Source organism: Amycolatopsis nalaikhensis (assembly GCF_030264295.1).
GTDB lineage: Bacteria > Actinomycetota > Actinomycetes > Mycobacteriales > Pseudonocardiaceae > Amycolatopsis > Amycolatopsis nalaikhensis.
In genome coordinates, this window is record NZ_CP127173.1 from 8153983 (window position 1) to 8177366 (window position 23384).

The 23384-nt window shown below is 73.6% G+C and carries 21 protein-coding genes; 15 read left to right on the forward strand and 6 right to left on the reverse strand.

The features are described from left to right. Positions 1 to 115: 115 nt before the first annotated feature. The 4 genes from QP939_RS39745 to QP939_RS39760 are packed head-to-tail and all read right to left on the reverse strand — an operon-like array spanning position 116 to position 6036. Positions 116 to 4654 carry a non-ribosomal peptide synthetase gene (locus tag QP939_RS39745; RefSeq protein WP_285451686.1) on the reverse strand — a complete coding sequence of 1513 codons (4539 nt, stop codon included), beginning with the start codon at positions 4652 to 4654 and terminating at the stop codon, positions 116 to 118. Positions 4655 to 4679: 25 nt separating this feature from the next. Beyond that, positions 4680 to 4943 (reverse strand): cispentacin biosynthesis acyl carrier protein AmcB, encoded by a 264-nt coding sequence (amcB, locus tag QP939_RS39750; protein ID WP_285451687.1) that lies wholly within the window; start codon positions 4941 to 4943, stop codon positions 4680 to 4682. An 11-nt stretch (positions 4944 to 4954) separates the two neighbouring features. After that, complete coding sequence (locus QP939_RS39755; RefSeq protein ID WP_285451688.1) at positions 4955 to 5845, reverse strand: ketopantoate reductase family protein; 891 nt, start codon at positions 5843 to 5845, stop codon at positions 4955 to 4957. Then, complete coding sequence (locus QP939_RS39760; protein WP_285451689.1) at positions 5842 to 6036, reverse strand: MbtH family protein; 195 nt, start codon at positions 6034 to 6036, stop codon at positions 5842 to 5844. The genes QP939_RS39755 and QP939_RS39760 overlap by 4 nt, the downstream gene beginning before the upstream one ends. 231 nt (positions 6037 to 6267) lie before the next feature. Between QP939_RS39760 and QP939_RS39765 the strand changes: the two genes are divergently transcribed. The 15 genes from QP939_RS39765 to QP939_RS39835 are packed head-to-tail and all read left to right on the forward strand — an operon-like array spanning position 6268 to position 21181. After that, on the forward strand, positions 6268 to 7107 hold the full coding sequence (locus QP939_RS39765) for a hypothetical protein (RefSeq protein WP_285451690.1): 840 nt from the start codon (positions 6268 to 6270) through the stop codon (positions 7105 to 7107). Next, positions 7104 to 7646, forward strand: coding sequence for a GNAT family N-acetyltransferase (locus QP939_RS39770; protein ID WP_285451691.1), 543 nt, complete (start codon positions 7104 to 7106; stop codon positions 7644 to 7646). The genes QP939_RS39765 and QP939_RS39770 overlap by 4 nt, the downstream gene beginning before the upstream one ends. Beyond that, positions 7643 to 8917, forward strand: a complete 1275-nt coding sequence (locus QP939_RS39775; RefSeq protein ID WP_285451692.1) for an ATP-grasp domain-containing protein — start codon at positions 7643 to 7645, stop codon at positions 8915 to 8917. The genes QP939_RS39770 and QP939_RS39775 overlap by 4 nt, the downstream gene beginning before the upstream one ends. Positions 8918 to 8927: 10 nt before the next feature. Next, entirely contained in the window at positions 8928 to 9644 is a 717-nt protein-coding gene (locus QP939_RS39780; protein WP_285451694.1) for a thioesterase II family protein, read from the forward strand. Further along, entirely contained in the window at positions 9641 to 10471 is an 831-nt protein-coding gene (locus QP939_RS39785) for an SDR family oxidoreductase (RefSeq protein WP_285451695.1), read from the forward strand. The genes QP939_RS39780 and QP939_RS39785 overlap by 4 nt, the downstream gene beginning before the upstream one ends. A gap of 18 nt (positions 10472 to 10489) precedes the next feature. Next, positions 10490 to 13084 (forward strand): non-ribosomal peptide synthetase, encoded by a 2595-nt coding sequence (locus tag QP939_RS39790; RefSeq protein ID WP_285451696.1) that lies wholly within the window; start codon positions 10490 to 10492, stop codon positions 13082 to 13084. Further along, complete coding sequence (locus QP939_RS39795) at positions 13081 to 13332, forward strand: acyl carrier protein (RefSeq protein WP_285451697.1); 252 nt, start codon at positions 13081 to 13083, stop codon at positions 13330 to 13332. Before QP939_RS39790 ends, QP939_RS39795 begins: the two co-directional genes overlap by 4 nt. After that, a complete protein-coding gene (locus tag QP939_RS39800) occupies positions 13329 to 14597 on the forward strand; it encodes an MFS transporter (RefSeq protein WP_285451698.1) in 1269 nt (422 codons plus the stop codon). Before QP939_RS39795 ends, QP939_RS39800 begins: the two co-directional genes overlap by 4 nt. Next, positions 14594 to 15826, forward strand: coding sequence for a beta-ketoacyl [acyl carrier protein] synthase domain-containing protein (locus QP939_RS39805; RefSeq protein WP_285451699.1), 1233 nt, complete (start codon positions 14594 to 14596; stop codon positions 15824 to 15826). The genes QP939_RS39800 and QP939_RS39805 overlap by 4 nt, the downstream gene beginning before the upstream one ends. Then, on the forward strand, positions 15820 to 16971 hold the full coding sequence (amcF, locus tag QP939_RS39810) for a cispentacin biosynthesis acyltransferase subunit AmcF (protein ID WP_285451700.1): 1152 nt from the start codon (positions 15820 to 15822) through the stop codon (positions 16969 to 16971). The genes QP939_RS39805 and amcF overlap by 7 nt, the downstream gene beginning before the upstream one ends. Then, positions 16964 to 17431, forward strand: a complete 468-nt coding sequence (gene amcG, locus QP939_RS39815; RefSeq protein ID WP_285451702.1) for a cispentacin moiety biosynthesis protein AmcG — start codon at positions 16964 to 16966, stop codon at positions 17429 to 17431. The genes amcF and amcG overlap by 8 nt, the downstream gene beginning before the upstream one ends. Next, positions 17428 to 18783 (forward strand): adenylate-forming 2-oxoglutaryl-ACP ligase AmcH, encoded by a 1356-nt coding sequence (amcH, locus tag QP939_RS39820; RefSeq protein WP_285451703.1) that lies wholly within the window; start codon positions 17428 to 17430, stop codon positions 18781 to 18783. Before amcG ends, amcH begins: the two co-directional genes overlap by 4 nt. An 8-nt stretch (positions 18784 to 18791) precedes the next feature. Beyond that, entirely contained in the window at positions 18792 to 19475 is a 684-nt protein-coding gene (locus QP939_RS39825; protein WP_285451704.1) for a thioesterase II family protein, read from the forward strand. Between the two features lie 27 nt (positions 19476 to 19502). Further along, a complete protein-coding gene (locus tag QP939_RS39830) occupies positions 19503 to 20207 on the forward strand; it encodes a 2OG-Fe(II) oxygenase family protein (RefSeq protein WP_285451705.1) in 705 nt (234 codons plus the stop codon). Then, complete coding sequence (locus tag QP939_RS39835) at positions 20204 to 21181, forward strand: ornithine cyclodeaminase family protein (protein WP_285451706.1); 978 nt, start codon at positions 20204 to 20206, stop codon at positions 21179 to 21181. Before QP939_RS39830 ends, QP939_RS39835 begins: the two co-directional genes overlap by 4 nt. A 9-nt stretch (positions 21182 to 21190) precedes the next feature. Here QP939_RS39835 and QP939_RS39840 read toward each other — a convergent pair whose 3' ends face one another. Together QP939_RS39840 and QP939_RS39845 are read right to left on the reverse strand one after the other, a co-directional pair. Continuing rightward, the gene (locus QP939_RS39840; RefSeq protein WP_285451707.1) at positions 21191 to 21733 is read right to left on the reverse strand and encodes a hypothetical protein; all 543 of its coding nucleotides are present in this window, start codon (positions 21731 to 21733) and stop codon (positions 21191 to 21193) included. A 143-nt stretch (positions 21734 to 21876) separates the two neighbouring features. Then, a complete protein-coding gene (locus QP939_RS39845; protein WP_285451708.1) occupies positions 21877 to 23265 on the reverse strand; it encodes a KamA family radical SAM protein in 1389 nt (462 codons plus the stop codon). Between the last annotated feature and the right edge of the window lie 119 nt (positions 23266 to 23384).

The following is a 23384-nucleotide window of genomic DNA, read 5'->3' on the forward strand; positions in this document are numbered from 1 at the left end:
GGCGGCACGCCCCTGGGCGGCACTTTCACGTGAAAGTGCCGCCCGGCGCAGGCGGCCCAGGGTGGCGGGCCGCCGCCGTCCGGAGATCACCCGGAAGGGACGAAGTCGTGCCGGGTCACCCGCCCAAGGGACGAGCCGTGACCTTCGCCGTGGCGGCGAGCAGTGCGGCGAGGCCGTCGAAGTCCACTGTGGACGCCATGGTGGCGACGTCGGGGACCTCGTCGAAGGCGAGGCGGAGCCGATGGTGCAGCTGCGCGAGCCGGGCCGGCGGGAACGTCCCGCGCGGCGGTTCGCCCGTGACCGCCTCCCAAGCGGCCGCGAGGGTGTCGCGAACCGGCGCCGGCGCGGGTGGTTCCGGGGTGTCCGGCCGGGCGAACGGGTAGCCGGGGAGCCGGACTCGGCGGGCGCGGCCGTCGGTCAGCCCGATGTCGACGCCGGTGCACCACAACCGGGCCGACGCCGCGAGGGCATCGCCGCCGGGGACGCCCGTGAGGTCCGGCCGCGCGGAGGCGGCCGTGAGGAAACCGCCGTCGCCGAGGTCGACGACCACCGCCGGGCGGGTGCCGGTCGCGGCGGCCAGCAGCTCCGCCGGGTCGCCGTGGTAGGTGAGGTGCTTGACCCACAGCTTGGCGTCGAGGGGCCGTCCGGCGGCTGCGATGCCGTCGGCGGTGGCGATGGGGACGGCCGGGGCGGCGAAGTCGACCGCTTCGACGGTCGCCGTGAGGGTGGCGGGTTCGTCGAGGGCGATCGCGAGCCGCAGACCGTCGGCGTAGGACAGGAGCCCGGCGACGACGGCGGCGGTGAGGTGCCCGACCCCGGTCCCGGTGACGACGTCGGGCACGGCCCCCCGGCCGGTCAGGTCGGTGACGGCAGTGTGCTGGGCGCAGAAGACGCGTGCGGCGGGGGAGAGGCCGGGATCGGTCTCGCCGAGGCGGTCTTCTGGGGTGCCGGGGCCGAAGGCGAGGACGAGCCGGGCATCCCGGGTCCGGTCGACGACCCCGGCGGCGACGGGGAGGGTGCTGAGGACGCCGTCCCGCAACCCGGCGGCGGCCGCGGCGGGGGACCCGGCGACGACGGCGAACCGGTGCGTGAACCGTTCCCGCCCGCGATCGAGGGTCGCGGCCACTCCGGCCAGGTCGAGGCCGGGCATGGCGTCGAGGTGGTCGGCGAGCCGCCGCCGCGCCTCGGCAAGGGCGGCTTCGGACCTGGCCGAGACGGCGATGACCTGGTCGCCGGTCGAGGTGGTCGCGGCCGCGGGTGGCTCGGTGGCGCCCCTGTTACCGCCCGCGGGAGTGGCGGCGGAGGGCACCGCCGCCGAGCCACCCGCGGCTGCCGGGCTGCCCGCTGCGGCTGCCGGGCTGCCCGCTGCGGCTGCCGGGCTGCCCGCTGCGGCTGCCGGGCTGCCCGCTGCGGCTGCCGGGCTGCCCGCCGCGGCTGCCGGGCTGCCCGCCGCGGCTGCCGGGCTGCCCGCTGCGGCTGCCGCGGCGGCCTGCGCAGAGCGATCCGCGTCGGCCGGGCCGCCCACCGCGCCCTTCACCGTCGCCACGTTCGCCAGCAACGCCACCTGCGCCCGCACCGTCGTGTGCCGGAGCAGCTCACCGATCGTCGGGGCCGTGGTGAACCGCTTCCGCAGCCCCGCCTGCAGCTTCACCAGGATCAGCGAATGCCCGCCGACGTCGAAGAAGTTGTCGTCCATCGCGAACGTGTCGTGCTCCAGCAGCTCCGCCCACGCCTCGCGCACCAGATCCACAGTGGACTCCGCCACCGCGGCCACCGGGGCGGCCGGCATGACCGCAGCCGGGGCCGGGGCCGGGGCCGGGGCGGCCGCGGCATTGGCCTCCGGCAACCGGCGGCGGTCGATCTTGCCGTTCGGCGTCAGCGGCATCCGGTCCAGCGCCACCAGGTACCGCGGCACCGCGAACACCGGCAGCACCTCACGAGCGTGCCGCCGCAACTCCTCGGTCGTGCCGCCCGGCCCGAGCACCACGTACGCCGCGATCTCCTTCTCCTTGCGGCTGTTCAAGCACACCGTCACGAACGCCGCCTCGACCGACGCGTGCGCCGCCAGCGCCGACTCCACCTCGCCCAGCTCGACGCGCTGGCTGCGGATCTTCACCTGGTTGTCGTTGCGGCCGATGAACTCCAGCCGCCCGTCCGGGAGCCGGCGGACCCGGTCACCCGTGCGGTACAGCCGCGCGCCCGGCACCCTCGAATACGGGTCCGGGATGAACCGCCGCGCCGTCTCGCGCGCGTTGCCGAGGTAGCCGCGCGTCACGCCCCTGCCGCCCAGCAGCAGCTCGCCCGGCACGCCTCGCGGTGCCTGGCGCATCGTCGCGTGGTCGAACACCACGTAGCCGTCGGTCTCCGGGACCACCGAGCCGATCGGCAGCGTCCGCGTGTTCTCCTCGATCTCCGTGACCGGCATCCACGTCGTCGTGAACGAGTTCTCCGTCGGCCCGTAGCTGTGCAGCATCGTCCCCGGCGCACTCCACCGCAGCGCCTTCTCCAGGTGCGGCACCGAGATGATCTCCCCGCCGAAGTACACCCGCCGCAGGCTGGTGAACAGGTCCGGGACGTCCTCGATCAGCCGGTTGAGCAGCGGCGTCGACACGATCAGCGTCGTGATCCCGCGCTCGCGGAACGCCGTCCGCAGCTCCGGCGGGCTCAGCGTCAGCTCCTTGTCGAAGATCACCAGCTCGGCGCCGTGCGTGAGCGCGCCCCACACCTCGTAGGTCGCGCCGTCGAAGTTCAACGGCGAAAGCTGCGAGACGACGTCGGTGTGGTGGAACGGCACGAAGTCCGGGCGGTTGAGCAGCCGGATGAACCCCGAGTGCGGCCACACCACGCCCTTCGGCCGGCCCGTCGACCCGGACGTGTACAGCACGTTGAACACCGTCGCCGGGTCGATCTCGACCTCCGGCGGGGTGCTCGGGTGGCGGGCGGCTTCCGCGAGCGCCTCGTCGACCAGGTAGATCGGGCACTTCGGCAGCCGTACCCGCTCGACGAAGCCGGGTGCGCCGACCACCAGCCGCGGCCGCGCGTCGTCGATCACCATCTGCAGCTGCGCGTCGGGGTAGGCCGGGTCCAGCGGCAGGTACGCCGCGCCCGCCATGAGCGTTCCCAGCCAGAACACGACCGACGCCGGGCCCGGCGGCAGCAGCAGCGCCACCAGCGACTCGGCGCCGAGCCCTTCGGCACGCAGCCAGTTCGCGACCTCGGCGGCCCGCGCGACGAGCTCGGCGTAGGTGAGGACTTCGTCGTGGTAGCGCACGGCCACCGCGTCCGGGCGCAGCTCGGCCTGGCGGCGCACCATGTCGTGCAGCAGCACGCGGTTGACCGGCTCGCACTCGGTCGCCGGGCGGGACGGCACGAACGGGTCGCACGCCGCGACCAGCGCGCCGCAGGTCGCTTCCGGGTCGGCGACGGCGTCGGTGAGCAGCTTGACCAGCTGCGCCAGCAGCAGCTCGGCCGTGCTGTCGCGGTAGACCAGCGTGTCGTGGTCGATCCGCAGCCGGATGTGGGACTCGCCTTCCAGCGCCGCCAGCGACAGGTCGTACTTGCCCGCCGACGTCTCGTGCTCGACGACCCGGATCGTCGTGTCCCCGGTGGTCCAGGCCAGCTCCTGTTCCGGGAAGTACATGAAGACGCTGTTGTCGATGAGCGCCGAACCGCCGTCGCGACGGATCTCCCGCAACTGGGCCGAGGGCACGGCTGAGTGCTCCAGCGAGTCGAGCATCTGGTCGCGGACGCGGTCGACCAGCGCCGCGAAGGTGTCGGTGAGCTCGAGCGCGCTGCGGACCGGCAGGACGCGGGCGAGCAGGTCGACGCGGTCCTCGTCTTCGGGGGCGCGGGCGGCGAAGAGCATGCCGGTGGTCCCGTCCGCGGTGGCGCTCCACGCGTGCAGCAGGGTCAGCCAGGCGCTCAGCACGACGACGGCGGGGGAGGCCATCCGCTCCCGGGCCACCGCGCGGACGCGGTCGAGGACGTCTTCGGTCAGCACGATCTCGTGGAAGCCCGCCGGGCCCGGCACGGAACCGGGCCGGTTGCGGTCCGCGATGGGCGCGAGCGACGGCGGCTGGTCGGCCAGCAGCCCCGACCAGTACCCGGCCAGCTCGGCGGCCGGGACGTCCACAGTGGACTCCGCGGCCGGGGCGGGCGCGTCCCACGGACGACGTCCGGCGAGCCGTTCCCGGTAGGCGTGCACGAGGTCGCGGACCAGGACGTTCTGCGACCAGCCGTCGGAAACGATGTGGTGCACCGCCAGCACGAACAGCGCGCCGTCGTCGGCGTGCAGGAGCGTGCCGCGCACCAGCGGCGCGGAGGCGAGGTCGAACGGCTGGGACGCGACGGCGGCCGCCCACTCCAGCGCCGCGGCCCGGTCGTAGCGGCCGGGACGGCGGTGCTCGACGAACGGCACGGGCAGCTCGTCGTGCACGACCTGCACCAGTTCCCCGTCTTCGGCGTCGAAGGCGCTGCGCAGGTTCGGGTGCCGCCCGACGACGTCGCCGAGCGCGGCCCGCAGTGCCGCGACGTCGACGCCGGGGGTGAGCTCCAGGTCGAGCGGGATGGTGAACCGGGCGGACTCCGGCTCCCGCTGCATGGCGAGCCACACCTCGGTCTGCTCCGCCGTCGCCGGCCTACGCGCCTCGATCACAGTGGTCCTCTCGCGGTCGAAAGAATTAGTTCCCGGCCTGCCGCCGCACGACGAAGTCGGCGATCGTGCTGATGGACCGGAAGTTCACCGGCGTGAAGTCGGTGTCGGAGATGGCGACGCCGAACTGCTGCTCGCAGCGGGCGCGCAGCTCGACGAACCCGAGCGAGTCGAGCCCGAGGGTCTCCTGCAGGCTGTCGTCGGGCTGGATGCCCTCGGCCGGGACGTCGACGTACAGGTCGGCGACCAGGATCTCCCGCAGCGTGTCTTCCAGGGCGGTCTTCGGCGACATGATCGCTTGCCTCACTCTCGGGTTCCGGCGGGCAGCGGCGTGCCCGCGTCCGTCCGCGCCCGGTGCGCGAGCTCGTCGGTGGCCGGGGTCGGGATTCCGTGCCGGGCGCCGGCCGCGCGGATCGGGCCGGCGATCGCGTCGAGCTCGCCCGCGCGTCCCTGTGCGACGTCGCGCTGCAGCGACGTGCGGGTGCGCCCCGGGGCGCGGGTGAGCGCGCGCAGGACACGGCCGCGGTCGAGCCGCGCGCCTTCGGCCCGGCCCGCCGCGCACGCCTCTTCGGCGCAGGCCAGCATCAGCCGGGTCAGGTCCTCGTCGGCGCGGACGGCGTCCAGTGCGCCCGCCGCGCACGTCGTGGCCAGGGCGAGCGGGGCGAGCAGGGCGAGTTTGCGCCAGAGCACGTCGATTTCGGAGCCGCCGTCGGTGCAGCCGATCCCGGCCGCGGCCAGCGCCGCCGTGACGACACCGGGCGCGCCGGCCAGCTCGACCTCGGTGAACAGGGATTCCTGCCGCACTTCACCGACCGCGGTGCGCGTGGCTTCGATCCGGATCGTCCCGGCGACGACGCGGTCGCCGAAGCGCTCGCGCAGCGGGGGCAGGTGCGCGGTGCCGTTGAGCAGCGGGACGACGACGCCGACGTCGGCGGCCACGCTCGTCAGGGCGCCGGTCAGGTCGGGGTGCTTGACGCAGACCCACAGCACGTCGGCGGGCCGGGTCAGGGTCGCGGCGGCCGGGACGTCGACCGCGAAGCCCGCGCGGAGGCCGTGGTGCACCGTCACGGTGCCGGGGTACCGCGCGAGGGAGGCGGGCCGCAGCAGCAGGGTGACGTCTTCGCCGCCGCGGGCCAGCGCGGCGGCGAGCGCGAGCCCGACCCCGCCCGCGCCGAGGACCGCGTGCCGGCTCATGCGGCCCGGCGGACCGAGCGCGGCGTGATGTCGCGCCACGTCTCGGCGATGTGGTCGAGGCAGGCTTCCTCGGTGCCGGCGAACCCGGCCGCCCGCCAGCCCGGCGGGAGCGCGAGCCCGGCGGGCCAGACCGCGTACTGCTCCTCGTCGTTCACCACGGCGACATGGGTGTTTTCGCTCGATTCCGGCACTTCCGCCCCCCGCTCGATTCGCTGCCGCATTCGACGTTAGCGAGTGGCCGACAACCGTCCTTCTCCATTTCTGCCGATCACGGGAAGGCGGATCGGCGTGGCGGAAAACGTATTCTGAATTGCTGTGATCTCCGTCACTGATCGTGGCGGTTGCTGTGGTCGAGCGGTAACTGCCACGCTGGGACACCAGCGGTGATCTGCCGCCGAATTCACGCTTTGGGGGGTCTTTTCGTGGCACCGTGGGAAGGCGAAGAAGGCGACCGCAAGGTGCGGACGCTCAATCCGTCCCAGTCGAATCCGCGCCTGCGGTACGAATTCGACCGCGGCAGTGGTTACGAGACCGAGATCAGGCTGACCGCGGCGCTGTCGGCGTTGATTCCCGAGGACGAGCTGCTGCACTCCGACCACCGCTTCTTCCAGATCGTGCACCTGCTGACCGAGTACTGCTGGGTCGCGGTGCACCACAGCCTCTGCGACCTGACCGGGGCACTGGCCAAGGGCGACCCGATCACCGCCAGCAGGCACCTCGTGCGCTGCACCGACACCGCGGCGCTGACCGTCGAATGCCTGCGCGTCATGATGAACTCCCTCACCCAGGTGTCGTTCCTGCGGATGCGCCAGTACCTGGCCGGAGCGGCCTCGGGGCTCGCGTCGCCCGGCTCGCGCAACATCCGCCGCGCCGCGCACGCGGTCTGGGCCGAGTTCGAAGCGGCCGTCGCCGCCGCCGGGGTCACCTTCGCCGACCTGGTGGAGGCCACCGGCCCGGACACCTCCGCCGCCCCGGCCACGATGCAGCTCGCCGACGTCATGACCGGCCTGCAGCGGCTCGACTCGCAGGTCCTCGAGTGGAAACAGGTCCACATCAACCTCGTCTGGCAGATGCTCGGGGGCCAGCCCCGCGCCGCCGACGAGGAGACCGACGCGGGCGAGCGGCCGACGAGCATGCGCGGCAAGTCCATCTCCGACCTGGAGCGGCTCGCGGTGCGCCCGCTGTTCCCGAAGCTGTGGTTGCAGAACACCGAGGTCTACCGCGCGATGAGCGCGGTGACCCCTGACGAAGAGGCGGCATGACGCAGGAAACCAAGCACCCCCACGTGGCCCCGCTGACCGTGCTGGAGACACGGCGGACGACCCTGCGGGAGGTCCCGTTCGACGAGGTGCGGGCGATCATCGCCGGCGAACCCGCGGCGGACCGGTGGGCGTGGGCGCCCGGCTACCCGTTCGACGGCACCGTCGGCGGCGCGAAGCTCGTGGTGCGGATGGTCGCCGCCGACGCCTACCGGCCCGGCTTCGGGCTCTACCAGGTCGTCGACCGCGCGTCCGGGCTCGCCGTCGGCGACATCGGGTTCCACTCGGCCCCGGACGCGGCGGGCGAGGCCGAGATCGGCTACGGCCTGATCGAGGCCTACCAGGGCCGCGGCTTGGCCACCGAAGTCGTCGAAGCGTTGCTGGCGTGGACGTTCCGCCAGCCCGGCGTCACCGCGGTGCGCGCCGAAACCGACGAAGACCACCTGCCGTCGCGGCGGGTGCTGGAGAAGACCGGGTTCGCGTTCCTCGGCTCCGACGGCGAGACCCGCAGGTACGCGAAACGGCGGGAGGCCGGGTCATGACCAAGGTGGCGGTGTTCGAATCGGCCGACGCGTCCGGGCTGCCGGACCTGCTCGACGCCGCGGCGGACTGGTGCGAGCTCGTGGTGGTCAACGCCGGCCCGCAGCCGTGGACGGCCGAGGAGCGCGAAGGCGTGGCGGACCTGGCCGAGGTCGTCGACGCGGCCGGCCGTCCCGCGGCCGACGTCGCCGCCGAGCTGGCCGCCCTCGAGGTCGACGGCGTGGTGACGCTCGAGGACGAGTGGATCCCGCTCGTCGCCGCGGTCGCCGCCCGCCTCGACCTGCCCTACCACTCCGAAGCGGCCGCCGAAGCGGTGACGCACAAGGACGTCCAGCGCGCCCGGCTCGCGGACACCGGGCTGGGCGTGCGGGCGGCGGCGTTCACCGACGAGGCCGGGCTGGTGGCCGCGATCGCGGCCGTCGGCTTCCCCGCGGTGCTGAAGCCGGTGCGGGGCAACGGAAGCCTCAACGTCTACACCGTCGACGACGAAGCCGGGCTGCGGGCCGCGCTGGCCGAAGCCACCGGCACCGCGCCCACCAGCCGCGGCAACTTCCGGCTGGGCCACGGGTCCAGCGGCGCGCAGAAGTGGCTGCTGGAGGAACGCCTGATCGGCGTCCCGCACCCGGCGGGCGACTGGCTGAGCGACCACTTCTCGGTGGAAGTCCTCTCCCTCGGCGAAGACGACCACTGGCCCTTCTGGGTGTCGGACCGGTTCCCGCTGATCCCGCCGCTGCGCGAGACCGGGATGACCGGGCCCTCGCTGCTGCCGTGGGAAACCCAGCGGCTGGCGGGTGAGCGCGCCGGGGCGATCCTGAGCGCCTTGGGCGTCACCACCGGGGTCTCGCACCTGGAGTTCAAGCTGACGGCGACCGGGCCGCGGCTGATCGAGGTCAACGGCCGCCTCGGCGGGTTCCTCTCGTCGATCGTGCCGCACCTGAGCGAGCTCAACCCGGTCCGGCTGGTGCTGGAGGCGGCCGTCGGCAAGGCCGAACGCCGCCCGGTGGTCGCCGACGGCTACGCGGCCTGCGCGTTCACCCACTGCCCGACGACCGGCGGGCGGATCACCGCGCTGGCCGACCCCGCCGAGCTGATGCGGCAGCCCGGCGTGTGGCGGGTCGACGTCCGGTGCGCGGTCGGCGACGAGCCCGACTACCGGACCGGCACCAACGGCCGCCTGCAGAACGTCTGGCTCGACGGCGCCACCGGGGACGAGCTGCGCGCGGCCTACCTCGCCGCGGACGCGTTCACCGCCGAAGGCAACCGGTTCGAGTGAGGGGATGACGATGAGCGCTGGCGTGCCCGTGCTGTGCTTCCCGCCCGCCGGGGCGGGACCGAGCTTCTTCCAGGCCTGGCCGGAGGCGGCGCCGTCGATCCGGTTCGCCGCGGTCGAGCTGCCCGGCAAGGAACGGCGGTTCGCCGAGCCACCGGCGACCACGATGGCGCAGCTGCTCGACGCCGTCGCCGAAGACGTCCTGCGCGAAGTGGGCACCGCCGAGCGCGTCGGCGTCTTCGGCCACTCCTTCGGCGCCCTGGTGGCCTACGAGGTCGCGCGGCTGGTGGCACGGGAACGGCCCGGCACGGAGCTGACCCTGTTCGCCAGTGGCGCCCCGCGGCCCGGCGTGCCGCGGTCGGCCCCGATCGGGGGGCTGCCCGACGACGAGTTCGTGGTGGCCGTCGCCGAGCTGGCCGGGTACCGGCACGCCGCCCTCGACGACCCCGACCTGCGCGAGCTGCTCTTGCCCGCTCTGCGCGGCGACGTCGCCGTCGACGAGAGCTACCGGCCCGGCGACCCGCCACCGGTGGCCTTCCCGGTGGTTTCCGTGCGCGGCGAGAACGACACGCTGGTGTCCGCGGAAGCGGCAGGGCGCTGGCGCGAGGTGACGTCGGCGGGGTGTACGACCCGGGAGTTCCCCGGCGGCCACATGTACCTGGTCGAGCAGTGGCGCCCGCTGGTCGCGCTGCTGGAGCGTGAGCTCGCCGGCGAAGGAGCCCGGTCGTGACCGGCCGGCTCACCGGACGGACCGCGATCGTCACCGGCGCCGCACGGGGGATCGGCCGGGCCTGCGCGACCGCACTGGCCGCCGAAGGCGCGGACCTGGTGCTGCTCGACGTCGCCGCGCCGATCGAGGGCCTCGGCTACCCGGCGGGCACGGCCAGCCAACTGGACCACACGGCCGCGTTGTGCACGGACCTCGGGGCGGCGACGCTCGTCGTGGCCGCCGACGTCCGCGACCTCGGCGCGCTGGAAGCCGTGGCCCGCAAGACCGTCGACCGCTTCGGCCGCATCGACGTGCTGGTCAACAACGCCGGCATCGCCGCGCCCTCGGGCAAGGCGGTCCACGAGATGACCGAGCCCGAGTGGGACCTGATGCTCGACGTCGACCTGTCCGGCCCGTGGCGGGCGGTGAAGGCCGTGGCCCCCACGATGATCGCCCAGCGCTCCGGCAGCATCGTCACCATCGCCTCGACCGCGGGCCTGGTCGGGTACCGCAACTTCGCCGGCTACGTCGCGGCCAAGCACGGCGTGCTCGGGCTGACCAGGGCCGCCGCGCTCGACCTCGCGCCGCACAAGGTCCGCGTCAACGCCGTGTGCCCCGGCTCGGTCCGCGACGACCCGGCGCTGGAAGGCCGGATGCTGTCGGAGATCGCCCGCGCGCTCGGGCTGGACGTCGCCGAGCACGAGACGACGTTCGTGCGCGACCAGCCCACCAACGAGCTCGTCGAGGCCGCCGACGTCGCCGCGGCCGTCGTCTGGCTCGCCACCGGCGAGTCCCGGCACGCCACCGGCGGGGTCGTCACCGTCGACGGCGGGTTCACGAGCCGCTGAAGCGGGCGAGGAGGAGCAGTGCAGAACGTCTCCATGGGCGCGGCCCTGTACCGGCTGCCCACCGGGCTCGGCGACGAGACCATCGTCGCCCGCGCATCCGCATTGGGCACCACCGCGTGGTTCCAGCGCGTGCCCAGCGCGGATGCGGACCGGTGGCGCGAGCGCGAACTGCGCCGCGGCAGCCCCGGCCCCGCCCGGCTCGTCGTCCTGTCCTTCGACAACGGCGACCGCGAGCTGGTCGTGACCGCGCCGGTCCCCGACGCGCTCGCCCTCGCGGTCATCGACGGCGAAATCGCGGACGTGCCGGTACCGGAGCCCCGGGGCCCGCTGGCCGAAGCGGCGGCCGTCCGGGACCCGCTCACGCACCTGGCCGGACCGTCACGTCCCTCCACTGTGGACTTGGGGCGGGCCGATCCCGCCGACGTGCTCGCGGCGCTCGGCCTCGTCTTCAGCCGCTACGCCCGGACCACCACGGTGGCGTTCGGGGTGCCCGGCGGGGCCGTGCTCGTCACGGTCGAAGAAGACCAGCCGGTCGGCGTGTTCCGCAAGCAGACGGCCACCGCTCCCGCCGGAACCACCCGTGACCGGCCCACGGTCGGCATCGTGGTCGAGGAACAGCTCGTACCCGAACGGCTCCGCTCGGCACCGGCCACGCCCTACGCCCTGACCGTGCACATCCACGGGGAACGGGCCACCGGCCACTTCGCCGCCGACGCCGTCGCGCCGTGGGCCGCCGACCAGCTCGGCCGCCACCTGGCCGCTGTGCTCGACGAACTGCGCAACGGCGACCAGGACCGGCCGCTGTCCGACATCGCCCTCGAAGCACCGCCGGTGGCGGCCCCGGAAGCCACGGGGGACCCGCGCACGATCACCGACGTCTTCGCCGAGCAGGTCGCGCTGCGCCTCGGCGCCGCGGCGGTGTCCGGTGAGGACGGCCGGCTCGGCTACACCGAACTGGCCGAGCGAGCCGAGCGGTACGCCGCGGGCCTGCGCGAACGCGGGGTCCGGCCCGGCGACCGGGTCGGGATCGTGCACGAGCGCGGCGCCGAACTGGTCGCGATCCTGCTCGGCGTGCTGCGGGCCGGTGCGGTCTACGTCCCGCTCGACCCGGCCTACCCCGACCAGCGGCTGGCCTACATCGCCGACGACGCCGGGCTGACCCTCGTCGTCACCGACGGCACCGCCGCGCAGCGCCTGCCCGGGCGTCCCTGCGTCACCGCGGCCGAGCTGCCCGCCGACGGCCCGGTCCCGGCCGCGCTCGCCGCGCCGGACGACCCGGCCTACGTCATCTACACCTCCGGCTCCACCGGGCGGCCCAAGGGCGTCGTCGTCCCGCACCGCAACGTCGTCGACCTCATCACCGGCACCGCCGACGGCTTCGGGCTCGGCGAGGACGACGTCTGGACGTGGTTCCACTCGGTCGCGTTCGACTTCTCCGTCTGGGAGATCTGGGGCTGCCTGCTCACCGGCGGCCGCCTGGTCGTCGTGCCGGAGTGGACCCGGCGTGAGCCGGACGAGTTCGCCGCGCTGCTGCGGGACGAACGCGTCACCGTCCTCAACCAGACGCCGTCGAGCTTCGCTCAGGTGACCGAAACACAGCTGCGGCGCTTCGACGACCTCGCGCTGCGGCTGGTGATCTTCGGCGGCGAACCCCTGGACGCCTTCGCGCTCCTGCCGTGGTTCGATCGGTACCCGGAGACGCGGTGCCGGCTGGTGAACATGTTCGGCATCACCGAAACCACCGTCCACGTCACCGCCCAGACCGTGACCCGCGCGGACGCGCTCGCCGGGTCGCGCTCGGTCGGCCGGGCCATCCCCGGCTGGCAGATCAGCGTCGTCGACCCGCGCCTGCGCCCCCTGCCGCCGGGTGTGCCCGGGGAGATCGCCGTCGGCGGGGCCGGGCTCGCGCACGGCTACCTGGGGCGGGCCGAGCTGACCGCGCAGCGGTTCGTCACCGACCCGGCGACCGGGCAGCGGCGCTACCTCAGCGGCGACCTGGGCCGGCTGCTGCCCGACGGGCGGCTCGAACACCTCGGCCGGCTCGACAGCCAGGTCAAGCTGCGCGGCTACCGGATCGAGCTGGACGAGATCCGCAGGGTCCTGCTGGCCGAGCCGGAGGTCGTCGCGGCGGCCGTCGTGCTCGCCGCCCCGGGCACCGCCGAAGCGCGCCTCGACGCCTACGTCGTCCTGGCCGACGGCACTCCCGCCTCGGCGACGGCCGGGCTGCGGACCCGCGCGGCCGCGCTGCTGCCCGCGTACATGGTGCCCACCACGTTCACGGCCGTGCCCGCGCTTCCCTTGACGGTCAACGGGAAGCTCGACGAAGCCGCCCTGCCCGAGCCGGTGCTCGGCGGCACCCCGGTCGTCACGGACACCGACCGCGACGCGGACGTCGTGCTGGCCGCGTGGCGCGCGGTCCTCGGCGACGGCGTCGGCCCGGACGACCACTTCTTCGACTCCGGCGGCAACTCGCTGCTCGCCGCGAAGACACTGGCCGCCCTGCGGGAGGCCGGCCTGACGGTCGGCATCCGCGACCTCTACGGCCACCCCACCCCGCGCCGTCTCGCCGACCACCTCGCCGAACAGTCCCGAGAGAAGGAAGCCCAGCCGTGACCACACCGCACCCCGACCTCACCACCCTGGTCCGCGAGACGTGGGCCCGCGTGCTGGGCCACGACCGCTTCACCGACGACGACCACTGGTTCTCCGTCGGCGGCAACTCCCTCGGCGCGACCCGGATCATGGCCGCCCTCGGCCGCGCGGTCGGCACCCGGCTGCCGGTCCGCATGCTCTTCGACCACCAGACGGTGGCGACGCTGGTCGCCGCCGTGTCCGCCCGGCTGGAGGCGAACGCGGCATGAAGGGCCTGAAGCGGATCGCGGCGCTGCCGCGGGCCGCGCGGCTGCTGATCGCCACCAACGGGATCAGCGCGCTGGGCGCGGGCATGGTGATGCCCTTCCTCTGGATCTACCTCACCGAGGTCCGGCACCTGCCGACCTGGGTACCCGCGGCGACGCTGGCCGTGCAGGCGTTCGCGGCCGTCTTCGGCGGCCTGGCCTACGGCGCGCTGCTCGACCGGCTGCCCTACAACGTCGTCGTGCCGCTGTCCAACGTGAACGCCGGCATCGGGACGCTGCTGTTCGCCTTCGCCGGTCAGGCGTGGGTGGCGGTCACCGCCGCGGTGGTGTTCGGGTTCGGCATCAGCGGGGTCGGCACTGCCGTGCGCGCGGCCTACGGCGCGACGACCACCCCCGAGCAGCGCGAGACCGCCTACTCCGCGGACTACGGCGTGCTGAACGTGGCGATGGGGATCGGCGTGATCCTCGGCGGCGTGTTCGCCGCGCTGGCGTTCCTCAGCCCGGTCGGGCGGTACTTCCTGATGTACTCGATCGACGCGGCCACGTTCTTCGTGATGGCCGTGGCGACGGTGAAGGTGCTGCCGAACCGGGTGCACCACAAGGAAAGCCAGGCAGGCGGCGGCCGCGGCAGCTACCGGGCCGTGCTGCGCCAGCCCGCCCTGCTGGCCCTGCTCGCGGTGCTGCTGCTCTCGGCGCTGGTGTCCTTCGGCCAGTTCCGCGCCGGGCTGCCCGGCTACCTGACGCAGACCGGCGCGATCACCGCGAGCGGGCTGTCGTTCGCCTTCGCCGTCAACATCATCCTCTGCGCGGTCGTGCAGTTCGCGGTGATGCCGCACCTGGAGCGGTTCTCCCGGACACTGCTGGTCGCCGGCAGCGGCGTGATGTTCGCGGCCTGCTGGGTGTTCGTGCTCCTGGCCGGCGGCCACACGGGCATGACGGCGCTGGTGCTGGCCACGGTCGCGGTGATCCTGCTGTCGATCGGGGAGTCGCTGGTCGTCCCGCTGCTGACGACGCTGCTGAACAACGCGGTCGGGGAAGACCTGCGGGGCCGGGCGAACGCCTTGTTCTCGATCACCCTGTCCACCAGCGCCGTGATCGGCCCGTCGCTGGCCGGCGCGCTGCTGCCGTTCGGGTCCGGTGCCGTGTTCGTCGGCGTGATGATCGCGCTCAGCGTCGTCGCGACCGTGCTGGTGCTGGGGCTGCGCCGGACGCTGCCCGCCGAGCGGGCCGTGCCGGAGACCGTCGAGGAAATGGAGGCCGCGGCATGAGCGGGAAGCCGGGATCCGACGCCATCGCGATCGTCGGGATGGGCTGCCGGTACGCCGGCGCCGGGAGCGCGTCGCAGTTCTGGGACAACCTGCGGTCCGGCCGGGACCGGTTCACCCGCGGCGCGCCGGTGCCGCCGGGGGACGGGCCGCGCGACATCGCGGCGTGGGGCTTCATTCCCGACCGCGACCTCTACGACGCCGGGCTGGTCGGCTACACGCGCGAGACGGCCGAGCGGGACCCGCAGCACGGCATGCTCTTCGAGGCGATGTGGGCGGCGGCCGAGGACGCCGGGCTGCGGCTGTCGGACATCGGCCGCTCGACGGCGGTCTACGCCGGGGTGTCGCGCACCAAGCACGTCGTGCGCGGCACCTTCGAGGAGACCGCGGACCTGGACGCGACGTTCGCGGGCCCGCACTTCTCCTACTTCCACGACCTGCAGGCCGAAAGCATCATGATCGACGCCTCGTGCGCGACCGGGCTGGTCGTGGTGCACCTGGCCTGCCAGAGCCTGCGGCTGGGCGCCAGCGACTACGCCTTCGCCGGCGGCGTCGCGGTGATGGAGACCGACGGCACCTACGAGTACACGCCCAACGGCATCTACTCCAGCGAAGGCGTCTGCCGCCCGTTCGACCGGGCCTCCACCGGCACGGTCCCCGGCGACGGCGTCGGCGCGGTCCTGCTGCGGCGGCTCGAGGACGCCCTCGCCGACGGCGACCCGATCCACGCCGTGATCCGCTCGACGGTCGTCGACAACGACGGCAGGCAGAAGGCCGGGTTCACCATCCCCGGCGTGCCCGGCAAGATCCGGGTCGTCGAGCGGGCACTGGCCGAGGCCGGGGTGACCGGCGCCGACCTCGGCTACGTCGAGGCGCACGGCGTCGGCATCCCGATGAACGACCAGATCGAGGCGACCGCGCTGACCGAGGCACTCGGCTCGGCGGGCCAGCCGCTGGCCGTGGGGTCGGTGAAGGCGAGCATCGGGCACACCGACACCGCCGCCGGGCTGGCCGCGCTGATCAAGACCGCCTACGCGGTGGAGCACGGGTACCTGCCCGCGACCCCGAACACCGCCGACCCGATCGAGGAGCTGACCGCGGGCGGCGACCGGTTCTCGATCCTGCCCGAGGGCCGGGACTGGACGCCGCCGGGTCCGCGCCGGGCCGGGGTCATGTCGGCCGGGATCGGGGGCACCAACGCGTTCGCGATCGTCGAGCAGGTCCCGTGCTGACCGCAGGACGGCACCGCGACCGGGTGTTCTGCGTGACGGGCGCCGCCTGGCGCACGTCACTCGGCGCCGACCGGGACGAGGTGTGGGCCGACCTGCTCGCCGGGCGGTCGGGCCACCGCGTGGTCCCGGGGGCGACGGTGCTGCGCAGCTTCGTCGCGGGCCTGCTGCCCGACGGTCCCGCCGACGGCGGCCCGCGCGAGCGGCACGTCGAACTCGCCACGCTCACCGCCGAAGCCGCATTGCGCGACGCGGGACTGCGAGCCGAGGACGCCGACCCGGTCCTGGTGCTCGGCACCAGCCTGGGCCCGCACATCGACGACCCGGATCCGGGGTCCCTGCACGACTGGACGGCCGAGGCGGCCAAGCGGCTCGGCCTGACCCGGGCGCCGGTTTCGCTGTCGACGGCGTGCTCGTCGGGTTCCGACGCGATCGCCGTCGCGGCCGAGCTTCTGGAGGCGGGCTACGCCGACGTGGTCGTCGCCGGGGGCGTCGACCTGCTGACCGAAGGCAAACGGCTCGGGCATTCGCTGCTCGGCACGCTGTCGCCGACGCTGCACCGCGCGTTCGACACCGAACGATCCGGGATGCTGCCCGGCGACGGCGCCGCCTACGTCGTGCTGGAACGCGAGGAGTCGGCGCGACGGCGCGGGGCCCGCCCGCTGGGTTACCTGCGCGGCTGGGGGTCCACCAACGACGCGGCCGGGATGACCGCGCCGAAGAGCGACGGCGAGGCGGCCGCGCGGGCGGTCCGCCGCAGCGTCGAGGTGGCCGGGCTGGGACTGGCCGACGTCGCCGTGGTCAACGCCCACGGAACCGCGACGGTCCTCAACGACGAAGCCGAAGCCACCTGCCTGTCCGGGCTGTTCGGAGACCTCGAACGCCCGCCGGTGGTGTTCGCGACCAAGGGCGCGCTGGGCCACTCGCTGGGCGCGACCGGCGTCGTCGAAGCGATCACGCTGCTGCTGGCGTTGCGGGACCGGACGGTGCCGCCGGTGCTCGGGCTGACCCGGCCGATGCCGGAGCTGCGGCTGCCGGTCGCGCGGGACGCGCCGCACGCGGTCGAGGGCGACTTCGGGATCTCGCTGACCCTCGGCTTCGGGGGGTTCAACACGTGCCTGCTGTTCGAACGGGGGCCCGATGCCTGAGGTGATCACCACCGGGACCCGCGCCCCGGACGCGCCCCGCCCGCCCGACGCCCAGGTCCGCTACGCCGACCCGGCCGCGTGGCTGGTGTGCGACCTGGTCGGCCGGGCCCTGCGGGACTGGCCCGGCGACCGCGGGCCGCTGGCCGTGCTGGGGGTCAGCGAGTACGCCACCGGCGACACGCTGCGCCGGGTCGCGGCCGACGTCGGCAAGGGCACGGTGTCGCCGTTGCGGTTCGTCGCGGCGAGCCCCGGCACGCTCGTCGGTTTGAGCTGCCTGCAGTTCGGGCTGCACGGGCCGAGCCTGCTGCTCACGATGCCGCCGGCGGAAGGCCTGCCGGTGGCGCGGGTGCTGGCCGCGCGGTGGCTTTCCGGCGCGGCCCCGGCGGTGCTGCTGGTGACGCACGAGGTCGACCGGTCCGGCACCCACCGAGGTACCTGCGAACTGCTGGAGGCGGCGTGAACACCGGGGTGACCGCGGGCGAGGTCGAGGACCTGCTGGCCCGCACGACGTGGCCGGGCGCGACCGGCGGCTGCGCGGGCGTGGGCGAGCTGGCCGAGCGGTTCGCCGCGACTGGGTTCGCGCCCGGCTCGGTGGTGCTGGTCGCGCTGCCCAACGGCACCCGGCTGATCCGGGTGTTCTTCGCCCTCGTCCTGGCCGGGCTGGTGCCGACGCTGCTGGCGGCCTCGACCCCGGCGGCCCGGCTGCGCGCGACCGCCCGCCGCCTGGGCGCGGCCGGGCTCGTGCGCGCGGCGAGCACCGGAACCGACCAGGTCACCCTCACCCACCTCGCGGACGGTCCACTTCGGACCCATCGGCCGGGTCAGGCGATCCTGCTGACCTCGGGCACGTCGGGGATGGCCACCGGCTGCCTGCACGACATCACCGCGTTGCGGCGCAACGCGTCCCGCCACGCCGCGAGCATCGGGCTGCGGCGCGAGGACCGGATGCTCGTCACGCTGCCGATGCACTACTCCTACGCCCTGGTCGCGCAGGTGCTGGCCGGGCTCGTCACCGGCGCGTCCCTGGTGGTCACCGGCCCGCCGTTCACCCCGGCCGGGTACCGCGACGTGGTGGCCGCCCACGACGTGACGGTGTCCGCGCTGACGCCCTTGCTGGTCGCGGACCTGCAGGCCGACGACGGGCGCCTGCCCGCGGGCCTGCGCGTGCTGGGTGTGGGCGGGCACGCGCTCGACCCGGCCCGCACCACCCGGCTGCTCGCCGACAACCCGCGACTCGAGCTGTACCTGACCTACGGGCTCACCGAAGCCGGGCCGCGCGTGTCGACGCTCGCCGCCCACCGCGAGCGGCCGAGCCGCTACGCCTCGGCCGGGACACCCCTCGACGGCGTCCGGCTCGGGGTGCGCGACGTCGGCCGCGGGCCGGACCAGCAGGAGGTGCTCGTCACCGCCGACACGGTGTACCGGGCCAAGGTCGGGGTCGGCGAAGGCGTGTCGCGCGGCAAGCTGGTCGGCCCGGACACGATCGCCACCGGCGACGTCGGCCGCCTCGACGACGACGGCTACCTGTGGCTGAGCGGGCGGATCTCCGACTTCGCCATCGTGCGCGGCGACAAGGTGTCCCTGTCCTCGGTGCGGAAGGCGGCCGAAGGGCTCGACGGTGTCCTGCGCGCGGTCGTCACCCCGCCCGCGAACGAGCACGCCGGGGCGCTCGGGCTGGCGGTCTACGTCGACGAGACCCGCGCACTGTCCGAACAGGACGTCCGGCGGACGCTGTACCCGCTGCTGACGCCCAACGAACGGCCCGGCGAGCTGACCGTGCACCCGGTCGCGGCCGGCAGCCTGCACAAGTAGGAGGGCCGGTGGAGCTGCTCTGCGTGCCCGGGGCCGGCGGCTCGGCCCGCGCGTTCCGCCCGTGGGTGGCCGCGCTGGCTCCCGAGCTGACTGTCCGTCCGCTGAACCTGCCGGGTCGCGGCCGCGACACGCCGGTGTCGAGCCTCGTCGAGGCCGCCACCCGGCTGATGGCGCGGATCCCGGCGGACGAGCCGTACGCGTTGGCGGGGCACAGCATGGGCGCCCTGATTGCCTACGAGCTGGCGCGGCAGGTGTGTGCCGAGGGCACGCTGGCGCCGCCGGAGTTCCTCGTCGTCGTCGCGGCCCGCCCGCCACACCTGAGTTCGGGCGCCGCGGTGACGGGGCTGCTGGACGCCGAGGACGACGAGTTCCTCGACGGGCTCGTCGCGCTCGGGTTCGCCGATCGCGCGGCCCGGAACTCGCCGATGCGGGCGTTGTTCGTGCCGACCCTGCGCGAGGATCTGCGGCTGCTGGCCGGATACCAGCGCGTGCGCGCCGAGCCGGTGCCGGTGGACCTGCTGGCCTGGCACGGCCTCGCCGACCCGTCGACGTCCGAGGCGGTGACCGCGGAGTGGGCGGGCTACACGAGCGCCGGGTTCGCCGCGGCCGTGTTCGACGGCGGCCACAGCTTCCCGTTCGACCGTACGGCCGAGGTGGCCGAGCGCCTGCGGGCGCACTTGAACGTCCATTGAGGACGGATCGACCGAAGGAGAGACGCCATGACGGCGACGATCGACCAGGGCTTGTTCGCGAGCTGGACCCCGCCGCGGGACCTGCCGTTCCACTGGCACATCTACGACGTCGGCAGCGCGCTGCCGGAGGGCTGGACCGATGCCCTGCTGGACGTCGCGCGGCAGCAGGCGGCCCAGCGCAGCTTCCGCCCGACGATGACGACCGCGCGCGAGACCGCCGACGCCGTCATCCCGCTGGAGTCGGTCGACGGCGAGGTGCTCGTCGAGCAGGCGCCGTGGGTGAACGAGCTGTACGCGGGCTGGTTCCGGCAGCTGGGTGAGCGGCTGATCGACGAGCCGCTGGAGCTGACCAGCACCGCCAACCGGGCGCTGAGCCTCAACGTGCAGCGCGGGATCACCATGCGCTACCCGTGCCACGTGGACAGCAACCCGATGGAGGGCCTGCTGTACCTGACCGACTGCACGGAGGAGACCGGCGGCGGCCTGGTCGTCTCCCGCAACCGCCACGCCCGCGACGTGACCGAAGTCGACGAGGACGCCGCCGTGATCTACCCGCGCGCGGGGCAGCTGTTCTTCTTCGACGCGCGGTTCCACCCGCACTACGTCCAGCCGCTGCGGACCGACGACGCGCTGCGCGCGGTGGTGACGATGAACTACTACACGCGCTCGATCCCCGAAGCGGTGCGGCCGGCGGGGCTGGACGAGCAGCTGTTCGGCGCGGGCACGCGATGACGCTGCTGGTGCTCTCCGGGGCCGACGTCCGCGCGTTGTTCCCGCCGAAGGAGGGACTGGCGCCGATGCGCGAGGCGCTGATGGCGCTGGCGCGGGGCGAGGTGTGCCAGCCGTTGCGGCCGGTGGTCGCCCCGGAGGGCGCCAAGGGCCTGCTGGCGATGATGCCCGCCCACACGCCCGACGCGGGGTACGGCGTCAAGATCGTGTGCTTGTTCGAGGGCAACACCGCACTCGGACTGGACGCCCACCAGGGCGCGATGCTGCTGTTCAGCGGCGAGACGGGGGAGGCGCTGGCGTTGCTGAACGCGTCGGTGCTCACGGAGCTGCGCACCCCGGCGGTGACGGCGGTGGCGACGGAGACGCTGGCCCGCCCGGACGCGGCGGAGCTGACGGTGATCGGCATCGGCGTCCAGGGCGCGGCCCACATCCGCACGTTGGCGGCGGTCCGGTCGTGGCGCCGGGTGCGGGTGGTGGCCCGCGACCACGTCCGGGCGGCGAAGGTGTGCGCGGAGCTGTCTTCGGAGCTGGACCTCCCGATCGAGGTGGCGTCATCGGCGGAGGAGGCGGTCCGCGGCGCCGACGTGGTGGTGACGGCGACGAACGCCCCGGAGCCGGTGCTGCGGCGCGAGTGGCTGCGCCCGGGCACGCACGTCAACGCGGTCGGCTCGTGCGTCGCGCACACGCGCGAGCTGGACCCGCCGACGATGGCTGCCGCGAGGGTGTTCGTGGACTCCCTGGAGTCGGCGGTCAACGAGGCGGGCGACTACGTGTTCGCGGCCCGCGCGGGGGTGATCGGGCCGTCGGATCTGACGCCGTTGGGCGAGGTCCTGCTGGGCCGGGCCCCGGGGCGGGAGTCGGAGGGGGAGATCACGGTGTTCGAGTCGGTGGGCCTGGCGATCCAGGACCTCGCGGCGGCCCGCTTCGTCCACACCAGAGCGGTGGAGACGGGCGCGGGCAGCCGGGTGGAGTACTGAGCGGGGGCGTCACCAGGCGGTGAACCGCGGCCAGGCGTAGTTGCAGGTCTCGAAGCCCAGCTTGGTGGCGCCCTTGATCGCGCTGTCGTCGTAGATCTTGAACTTCTCGTAGGAGTCGTGCGCGTCGTCGTACAGCCCGCGCCGCAGTTCGCCGGTCATCTGCGTCCACCACCAGTTCGCGTCCCGGTAGTCGGCCCAGACTTTCTTCGTTTCATCGTCGAAAGCGGGGTCGGAGGGATCGTCTGGTTCGCCGACTTTTTTCCATTGCTCGACCATCTCGGCGCGCAATTTTCCGATGGCGGCCGGCCACACGCCGGGCTGCTTCTTCGAATAGTTCCCGGCGGTGCCGACTTTCCCGGTCGCGGCGTAGCAGGCCCGGTCGGCGGCGTGGATGTAGTCCCACTTGCCTTCGCCGGGATCCGTCACGGGGGCGGGCGCCGCGGTCGCACTTCTGGTCGGCGTGCTCGGCTTCGCCACGTCGTGGACGTTCTTCGGCCCGAAGAACGTGATGATGCCCAGCACACTGGAGACGACACCGATCGCCGTGATCACCAAACCTTTCGCCATGACGCGAGATTAGGGACGCGGAAGATCGCCCGCGCGGAAATGGTGTCCGGTCACCCCGACAGTCCAGCGGGAAAACACGAATGGGCCCCAGTCGGCTCGGCTGAGGCCCATTCCGTGACCGCGCGGAGTCAGTTCCCCTGGGTGCTCCACCACCGCTGCCCGGCCTCGGGAAGTGTCGAGATCGGGTCGTAGTACGGGTACCGCCGCTGCAGGGCCTCCGGGTCGTCGAGCTCGATGCCGGTCCGGTAGTTCTTGGTCCAGTACGAGATCCCCAGCTCCCGGTCGTACTCGGCGAGCTGGTGCACCCACCGCTTCCCGACATAAGGCACGTCGCACACGATGCGCGGCGTCGCGTACCCGGGCAGGTAGCCCATGATCGCGTGCTGCAGCTCCTGGGCCTCCCACACCGCGACCCGCCAGTGCTCGGCGTTCGGGATCATGTCGCACATGTAGAAGTAGTACGGCAGGATGTTCGCCTCGCCTTGCAGCGCGAAGCACAGGTCCAGCAGCGCCGCCGGGGTCGCGTTGACCCCGCGCATCAGCACGCCCTGGTTGCGGACGTCGCGCACGCCCACGTTCAACGCCGTCTGGGCTGCCTCCGCCACCAGCGGGGTCACCGACTGGGCGTGGTTGACGTGCGTGTGGATCGCCAGGTTGACCCCACGCCGCTGGGCCGTCACCGCGACGCGCTCGAGGCCTTCGACGACCTTCGGCTGGATCCAGTGCTGGGGGAGCGCCGCCAGGGCCTTGGTCGCCAGGCGGATGTCGCGGACGGTGTCGATGTCCATCAGGCGCATCAGGAACGACTCCAGCTGCGGCCACGGCACGTTGGCCACGTCGCCGCCCGACACCACGACGTCGCGGACGCCCGGGGTCTTCTTGAGGTAGGCGATCATCGCGTCCTGGCGGTCGACCGGCTTGAGCGTCAGCTTGTGCTTCTCGATCTGCTCGGTCGAGTTGCCGACCAGGTCCATCCGCGTGCAGTGGCCGCAGTACTGGGGGCAGGTCGAGATCATCTCGGCCAGCACCTTGGTCGGGTAGCGGTGGGTCAGGCCCTCGACCACCCACATCTCGGCCTCGTGCAGCGAGTCGCGCTCGGAGTGCGGGTGGCTCGCCCAGACCGGGTCGCGGTCGCTGCGCACCGGGAGCATGTAGCGGCGGATCGGGTCGGCGTAGAACGCCTCGGTCACCTTGGCCGGGTCGGTGCCGGCGTGCGGCGCCATCGTGTTGAGCATCTGCGGCGGCAGCAGCATCGACATCGTCGCCATCTCGCGCTGGTCGGCGAGCAGGTCGTCGTAGAAGCGCTCCTCCAGCAGGTCGCCCATCAGGGCGCGCAGCTGCTTGACGTTGCGGACGCAGTGCACCCGCTGCCACTGCGCGTCACGCCACTCGGCCTCGGTCACGTCGTGCCAGCCGGGGAAGCGGCGCCAGTCGGGTTCCACCAGCTCGGCGCGGGCGTACTCGTAGGGCTGGTCGAAGGCGGCGGCAGGCGTCACAGGTTCCTGGGTCGCAGTCACTTGTACTCCTAGTCGTCGGGAACGCGTGAAAATATCCTGTCATAACGTTCTCACGGAGTAAATCTTCCTGCCTGCTGGGTCGCCGTCCCCCACGTGGACGCAGGGGGCAGACTCAGGGG

Coding starts and splice junctions, on each gene's coding strand:
- amcG (WP_285451702.1), top strand. CDS start 16,964: ATGCCTGAGGTGATCACCACCGGGACCCGCGCCCCGGACGCGCCCCGC.
- QP939_RS39770 (WP_285451691.1), top strand. CDS start 7,104: ATGACGCAGGAAACCAAGCACCCCCACGTGGCCCCGCTGACCGTGCTG.
- amcB (WP_285451687.1), bottom strand. CDS start 4,943: ATGTCGCCGAAGACCGCCCTGGAAGACACGCTGCGGGAGATCCTGGTC.
- QP939_RS39805 (WP_285451699.1), top strand. CDS start 14,594: ATGAGCGGGAAGCCGGGATCCGACGCCATCGCGATCGTCGGGATGGGC.
- QP939_RS39755 (WP_285451688.1), bottom strand. CDS start 5,845: ATGAGCCGGCACGCGGTCCTCGGCGCGGGCGGGGTCGGGCTCGCGCTC.
- QP939_RS39830 (WP_285451705.1), top strand. CDS start 19,503: ATGACGGCGACGATCGACCAGGGCTTGTTCGCGAGCTGGACCCCGCCG.
- QP939_RS39835 (WP_285451706.1), top strand. CDS start 20,204: ATGACGCTGCTGGTGCTCTCCGGGGCCGACGTCCGCGCGTTGTTCCCG.
- QP939_RS39780 (WP_285451694.1), top strand. CDS start 8,928: ATGAGCGCTGGCGTGCCCGTGCTGTGCTTCCCGCCCGCCGGGGCGGGA.
- QP939_RS39775 (WP_285451692.1), top strand. CDS start 7,643: ATGACCAAGGTGGCGGTGTTCGAATCGGCCGACGCGTCCGGGCTGCCG.
- QP939_RS39800 (WP_285451698.1), top strand. CDS start 13,329: ATGAAGGGCCTGAAGCGGATCGCGGCGCTGCCGCGGGCCGCGCGGCTG.